General features: G+C 69.7%; 7 protein-coding genes. 3 read left to right on the top strand and 4 right to left on the bottom strand.

The features are described 5' to 3' along the window. The 4 genes from rpsM to VF992_00385 all read right to left on the bottom strand — a co-directional run. A partial coding sequence (gene rpsM, locus VF992_00400) for a 30S ribosomal protein S13 (protein HEX9339625.1) occupies positions 1 to 489 on the bottom strand: 489 nt, incomplete at its 3' end. Positions 490 to 540: 51 nt separating this feature from the next. Then, the gene (locus VF992_00395) at positions 541 to 651 is read right to left on the bottom strand and encodes a putative glycolipid-binding domain-containing protein (protein HEX9339624.1); all 111 of its coding nucleotides are present in this window, start codon (positions 649 to 651) and stop codon (positions 541 to 543) included. An 81-nt stretch (positions 652 to 732) separates the two neighbouring features. Further along, complete coding sequence (locus VF992_00390) at positions 733 to 1,338, bottom strand: class I SAM-dependent methyltransferase (protein ID HEX9339623.1); 606 nt, start codon at positions 1,336 to 1,338, stop codon at positions 733 to 735. Between the two features lie 39 nt (positions 1,339 to 1,377). After that, positions 1,378 to 2,661, bottom strand: a complete 1,284-nt coding sequence (locus VF992_00385) for a hypothetical protein (protein HEX9339622.1) — start codon at positions 2,659 to 2,661, stop codon at positions 1,378 to 1,380. Positions 2,662 to 3,050: 389 nt separating this feature from the next. On the opposite strand from VF992_00385, the gene VF992_00380 reads away from it, so the two are divergent. The 3 genes from VF992_00380 to VF992_00370 are packed head-to-tail and all read left to right on the top strand — an operon-like array spanning position 3,051 to position 6,448. Further along, positions 3,051 to 3,884: a geranylgeranylglycerol-phosphate geranylgeranyltransferase gene (locus VF992_00380; protein ID HEX9339621.1), complete on the top strand. Its 834-nt coding sequence runs from the start codon at positions 3,051 to 3,053 to the stop codon at positions 3,882 to 3,884. Further along, positions 3,881 to 4,618: a geranylgeranylglyceryl/heptaprenylglyceryl phosphate synthase gene (locus VF992_00375; GenBank protein HEX9339620.1), complete on the top strand. Its 738-nt coding sequence runs from the start codon at positions 3,881 to 3,883 to the stop codon at positions 4,616 to 4,618. Before VF992_00380 ends, VF992_00375 begins: the two co-directional genes overlap by 4 nt. After that, on the top strand, positions 4,619 to 6,448 hold the full coding sequence (locus VF992_00370) for a DUF2070 family protein (protein ID HEX9339619.1): 1,830 nt from the start codon (positions 4,619 to 4,621) through the stop codon (positions 6,446 to 6,448). Positions 6,449 to 6,474 lie beyond the last annotated feature (26 nt).

Genomic DNA, 6,474 nt, shown 5'->3' with positions numbered 1-6,474 from the left:
GACGCCCCGATACGATCGGATCATCTTCATGCGGTTGATGTCGTCCCGGCGATGGATCTCGACGTCCGCGCCGAACGCGTGCAGGTCGAGGCCAGACTCCCAGTCCTTCGGCCGGTTCACCATCCAGTGCGGGAACGCTTCGCTGAGGTTGCCCAGCGTCGCCTCGATCTTGTCCGTCTGCTCCTCGGAGAGGTTCCCGAGCCGATCGCGCTTCGGGACCGCCGCGAGGTCGGAGACCGCCTCCGCGACGCGGATCCCGACGCCCGGGATCGCCGTGAGCGCGTACGCGACCCGCCGCGTCCCGTCGAGGTCTGTGTTCGCCATGCGCACGATGTACCGGAAGTCTTCCTTCACGCCCTCGAGCTTCTTCGGTGCCGTCGGGGCCTTCGGTTCCTCCTTTTCCTCGACCTTCTTCTTCGAGGGCCGCTCCGCTCTCTCCGGCTTCGCCGGGGCGGGTGGGGCTTCGGGCTCGGGCTTCTCCTCAGGCATTGAGCAATCCCCGGATGGGACGGACGTCCAAACTTCACGAGCTATTTAAGGTTAAGGAGTCCGCCGCCAGAGGCCCGGATATTCGGCGACGAGGCCGGCATCGTCCCCGTCGATGTCGGCGGTGAATCCGGAGTCGAGGCTCTCGTAGCGGTAGCGGTTCAGAGTGGGGTCAACTTCGCCGCGTCGTCGTCCCGGGCCGACCGCACCCGCCCGCCGGAGGGTGCCATTTTCCCGGCGATCGTCTCACCCCGTCGCCTTCCGGGAGCGGAGCACCTTGTATCCGCCGCCTCGCTTCACGACGTCGGCGTTCCCGAAGGCGTGGACCATGCGGTCGCGGATCGATTCGGCGCCCAGCTTCGTCCGGACGACGAGCCAGAGGCGCCCGCCGTCGAGGAGGTGGTCCGGCGCCTCCGACACGATGCGGTCGACGACCGCACGGCCCGCCCGAATCGGAGGGTTGCAGGCGACGTGGTCGAACGCCATCCCCCGGACCGGCTCGTAGAGGTCGCCCGTGCGGACCTCCGCGTTCTCGACGCCGTTCGCCCGGAGGTTCGCCTTCGCGAGGGCCACCGCCCGCTCGTTGACGTCCGTGAAGATGACGTGGCCTCCATCCGAGAGCCTCGCCGCCACGATGCCGATCGCACCGAACCCGCAACCGAGGTCGAGGAGCGTTTCGCCCGGCTCGATGTCGAGCGCCTCGATGAGCAGCCGGGTCCCCGCGTCGAGCCGGCCGCGGGAGAAGACGCCCGCATCGGTCCGCAAGGTGAACGAACGGCCTCGCACGACGACCCGGACGTCCGCCGGCCGGCGCCGGGAGGCGGGCCGCTCCGTGAAGTAGTGCTCACCCATCCGCGGGACGCAAGGACGCGCGCGGCTTAAGGCCGCCGCTCACTTCTTCGGCCCGAGGGGACGCGTCGCCTGATCGAGGAGGACGGTGGCAAGCCGCAGATCCTCGCTGGAGTCCGAGTAGTTTCCGCCGGCGAACTCCCGCTCGGCGCGTGCCAAGACGTCCTGGATGTCCGGCAGGAACGACAGGCCGCTCCCCTGGAGGCCCTCGATCCGCGCCTGCGTCTCGAAGATCGACTTCGCGAGCGTCTGCCCCGCGTTCGTCCGGCGCTGGAACGCCTCGAAGGCGCGCTCGAGGTGCTCGATCGCACGCGCGTAGTTCCCCTTGCGGACGGCCGTCCGCGTGTCCTCGAGGGCGACGTCCGCATCGTAGGACCGGAATCCCTCCCCCTTGAGCCGGCCGTACACGACCTCGGCATCGGCGAGGCCGGTCGTGGCCTTGCGGTATGTCTCGCCGAACGACATCACCTCCCGCATGAGTCGCGTGGCCATCGCGCTCCCGGGCTCGATGAGCCCTTTCGCGAGGAGGTCCCGCGCCATCTTGGTCTGGCCCTCGTGCCGCTCGGTGAGGATGCCTTCTCCCCGGAGTTCCGCGAGGTGCGCTTCCGTCGACGCGAGGTTTCTCGTCGCCTCGCCGAACAACGTTCGGAGGGAGGCCGCCTTCGCCTCGAGGTCGCGTGCGATCAAGGTCGCCCCCTTCGCGTTCCCGATGGCGAGCTCCCGGGTCGCGTAGTGCAACGCCGCCTCGAGGAGCGCCCCGACGCCGTTCGCGAAGACGATCGGATCCGGCGGCCCCTCAATCTGGACGAGCCGCTCGATCGCCAGCTCCGCCGCGAAGATCGCGTTCGACGCGCGCTCCGCGTCCTCCTGGACGGTGCGCCCCTCCCGTTCCGCGCGCTCGAGGAGGACCCGCCCCGCGACGTAGTCCGGCACGAAGATGTCGTCGTCCCAGGTGCCGGCGACGACCTGCTCCTCGGCGCGATGGGGTACGCCCTCGATCGTCGCCGTCGGGAGACCGAGATTCCGCATCGCCTCGATCCGCTCACGCAGCGCCTTCGCCGCCTCCTGGTACGCATTGAAGCGTTCGTCGAGGGAGAGGGCGAGCGACTCGGCGCGCTTCGCAGCGCGGAACGCCTTCGTGTACTGACGGTCGTCGAACAGGTGCTTCGCGATCCGGATCGAGTCCTCGGCCGGCGTCAGGTCGGCCTGCGTCAGACGCAGGACGGTGACGAGACCTTCCGATTGTCCGATCGCTTCCTCGGCGTTTCGTGCTTTCGTCGCCTTGCGCAACCCTGCTCTCGCTCGCTTCGTCGGCCGCTCGCTCACGACCTCGGGAACCCCTTCTGTGTGGCGAATCGCGATAGAACTCACCCCCCTCGACCGGTGGACTGAGATATGCATGAATCGAGGGGAGTAAAAGGGTTGTGACTGTCCGCCGGTGATAATCACGGATGATACCGTCCAGGACGGGCAAACGCTCAACCTGCCGCATCGGACGGCCCTTACCGTCCGATCGGTGAAAGGCGATGCCCCGTTCCGGTCTCGTCGCGTTCCACCGACAGCCGACGGCCTCCGGATCGTGTGTGGGTCGCGGCCGCGGAGGAACCCGTGCCGACGACGATGCGCCAGAATCGGAGCGGTTCGGATTTCTCGTGGTCCCGGTGGGCCTCCGAGGCGGGCAACCGTTATAGCAACGCCCGGCCTACGCCGCAACCGTGCGCGGCGCCTTCCGTCTCGCTCGCCCCCTGAATTGCGCGATGTCCGCGGTGGGCGTCGCGATCGGAGGCGTCGTGGCCGTCGGGACCGCGGCATACACATCGTCGGCACCTTCCGTCGCGCTCGCGGGTGGCGCAGCCGCCTCCTTCACCGCCGGAGGCAACGCCCTGAACGATCTCTTCGATCGCGAGACGGATCGCGTGAACCATCCGGAGCGACCTCTCGTGTCGGGAGACGTCTCCGTCCTTGCGGCCAAGGCTTTCGTCATCGCGGCGTTCCTGCTCGCGGGGTTTCTGGCGAGCTTCATCAGTCCGTACGCCCTCGCCATCGTCGGGGTGAACGCGGGCCTCATGTTCACGTACGAGGCGCGGTGGAAGGCCCGGGGCCTCGCGGGCAACGTCGTGATTTCCTATCTGGTCGGCTCGCTCTTCCTCTTCGCGGGCGTCTCCGTCTTCGCCTCGGACCCCGGCCCGTTGATGCGGACCGGCATCTTGGCGGCCCTTGCCTCCGTCGCGACGTTCGGCCGCGAGGTCACGAAGGACATCGAGGACGTGCGGGGGGACGTGGACCGACGGACCTTGCCCCAGCGGATCGGGAAGCGGCGGGCGGGCATCGTGGCGGGGGCGATCCTCGCCGTCGGGGTCCTCCTCAGCGTCCTCCCGCTCTACCTGGGACTCCTGTCCGTCGGATACGCGGTCGTCGTGATCCCGGCGGACGGAATGTTTATCTACGCCGCCCTCCACTCGGCCGCGAATCCGTCCCGCTCGGCGCGCGTGACGAAGTACGCGATGATCGTCGCCCTCGCCGCCTTCCTCGCAGGTGCGTTCGCGTGAACGTGTACGAGTACATCGTCGGCCGGCGCAAGGAACGTCGGCTCCACATGACCCTCCTGGACCCGGAGAAGCAGACGGCCCAGGACGCCGGGACGATCGCGGCAGAGGCCGCCCAGGCCGGGACGGACGCCGTGATGGTGGGCGGCTCGACCGGGGTGACGCAAGACAAGGTCGACGCGACGGTCCTCGCGATCAAGGACGCCGCGAAGCTGCCCGTCATCCTGTTCCCGGCGAACGCACGCAACCTCTCCCCCCACGCGGACGCCTTGTACTTCATGAGCCTGCTGAACAGCCGGGATCCGCGGCTGATCATCGGCGAGCAACGCCTCGCCGCGCCGATCGTGGCGGCGTGGGGGATCGAGACGATCCCGATGGCCTACCTCGTCGTCGAGCCGGGGATGCGGGCGGGTGAAGTCGGGGACGCGGACCTCATCGCGCGGAAGAACCCGATCGTCGCGGTGCAGTACGCCCTCGCGGCGCAGATGCTCGGCATGAAGCTCGTCTACCTCGAGGCGGGGAGCGGCGCGCCGGAGCCCGTGCCGGACCGGCTGATCCGCGCCGTCCACGAGGCGATCGGGATCCCGGTCGTCGTCGGCGGCGGGATCCGCACGCCCGAAGCGGCGTCGGCGGTCTCGCGCGCGGGCGCGGACGTCGTCGTCACGGGGACGATCGTCGAGGTGGCGCGCGAAGGCGACGCGTTGCGGCGCATCATCCAGGCCGTGAAGGCGGACTGAATGCAGGCGCGCCGCCCGACGACGGTGGCGGAGAGCCAAGCGGAGACGACGCGCCTGGCCCGCCGCCTGTTCCTGTCCCCGAGGCCGCAGCGGATGGTCGTCCCGATCCTCGCGTTCGCGGCCGTGGAGGCGTACCTGCTCGTGTACCCGTCCCTCGATGCGGGGCGGGTCGCCGTCGGCACGGTCGCGATCGCGCTGCCCGCCTGCGTCGCGGCGCTGGGGACCGTCCCCGTGGCGGAGCGCCTCGGGGGCCGCATGTACTTCCGCCGATCGTTCCTCCTCGTCTTCGTCGGGCTCATCTTCCTGGGTTCGTTCGAACTCTTCGCCGTGGTCGTCTGGTCCGCGTACTCGATCTTCGGCGGCGTGACGTACGCGTTCCGGATCGACCGGGTCGTGGTCCTCGGGTACGGCGCGATCCTGTGGGTCCGCGAGGTCATCCTGTCCGCGACGTCGAACTCGAAGCACCTGCGCTCGCTCCCCGCTGCCTCCCTCCATCCGCTCCTCGGCCTCGCGGGCCTCGCGCTGTTCGTGCCGGCCTTCGGACCCGCGGACGTCGCGATCGCGCTCTCCGTGTTCGCGTTGTTCTTCGGCAGCGCCGTCGCGTACGCGGAAATCGCGAAGCGGCCCCTCCTCCGCTCGTTCGGCGTCGACGGCCTGAAGCTCCTGCGCTTCACGCTCGACCACTACGCGGAGCCGGAGGAAGCGGGCATCGCCGAGCTGGAAGGGTTCTTCCACTCGATCAGCGTCGCGGCCCGCGTCCGGGTGGGCGGCCTCGCCTTCCGGACCTCGAGGGGCGTGAAGGCGCTGTTTGTTGCGCCGACGGTCCATCCGGGCCCGATGGGATACGTGAGCGGGAGCGACCTCCCGTCGAAGGTGGCCCGCGGCCTCTCCGACCTCACGCCGAACGTCCTCGTCGCCCACGGCCCGACGACCCACGACGAGAACCCCGCCACGTCGGCGGAAGTGCAGAAAGTCTCCGACGCCGTGCGGGCGCTCTCGACGACCGCGGAGTACGGCGTCCGGGTGGGCCGCTCGTGCCGCGCTTCGTTCGCCCGGGCGTCGGCGCTCGCGCAGGCGTTTGGCGACGTCGTCCTGATCGTCGCGTCGTTCGCCCCGAACCCGACGGACGACATCGACAGCGCGACCGGCCACGCGGCGGTCCAGGAGGCGCGGATCCTCGGCGCACGGGACGCAATCTTCGTCGACGCGCACAACTGCCTCGAGCCGGGCGTCGGCCTCACACTGTTCGGCAGCCAGCGGAGCCACGAGATCATCGAGGCCGCGAAGGCCGCCACCGAGGCCGCGCTGAAGGCGCCGAAGAGCCGGCCGCGGGTCGGGTACGCGTCGCGCCGCGGATTCGCTTCGCCGGACCAAGGGATCGGGGCGCGCGGCATCGAGGCGCTCGTCGTCGAGACGGGCGGGCAGCGGACCGCGTACATCCTCTTCGACGGGAACAACATGGTCCCGGGGATCCGGGACGACCTCCGCGCGCGGGTCTCCGGAATCGTCGGCGAGTCCGAGGCGATGACCACGGACAACCACTCCGTCAACCTGACGATGGACGGCTTCAACGCGGTGGGCGCGGTGCTCGATCGCGAGACGATCCTGGCGCAGACGGAGGCGGCGGTCACCGAGGCGGTGGCAGGTCTCGAGCCGGCCGACGCCGCCGCGTTCGCCGGCGAGATCCCGGAGTTCCGGATCTTCGGGCCGCAATCCGCCTCGCGCCTCACGACGTCGATCAGCTCGACGATGGCGGTCCTACGGCCGGCGCTGTACGTTACCCTGAGCGGAGCGATCGCCCTCGGCGCCCTTGTGATCGTCCTGTTCTAGCACCGCTTCCGGGAAACTGTCCGGGA

It is taken from the genome of Thermoplasmata archaeon (assembly GCA_036395115.1).
Taxonomy (GTDB): Archaea; Thermoplasmatota; Thermoplasmata; order RBG-16-68-12; family RBG-16-68-12; genus RBG-16-68-12.
The sequence above is the reverse complement of the archived record's forward strand: the minus strand, read 5'-3'. Positions and strand labels throughout refer to the sequence as shown.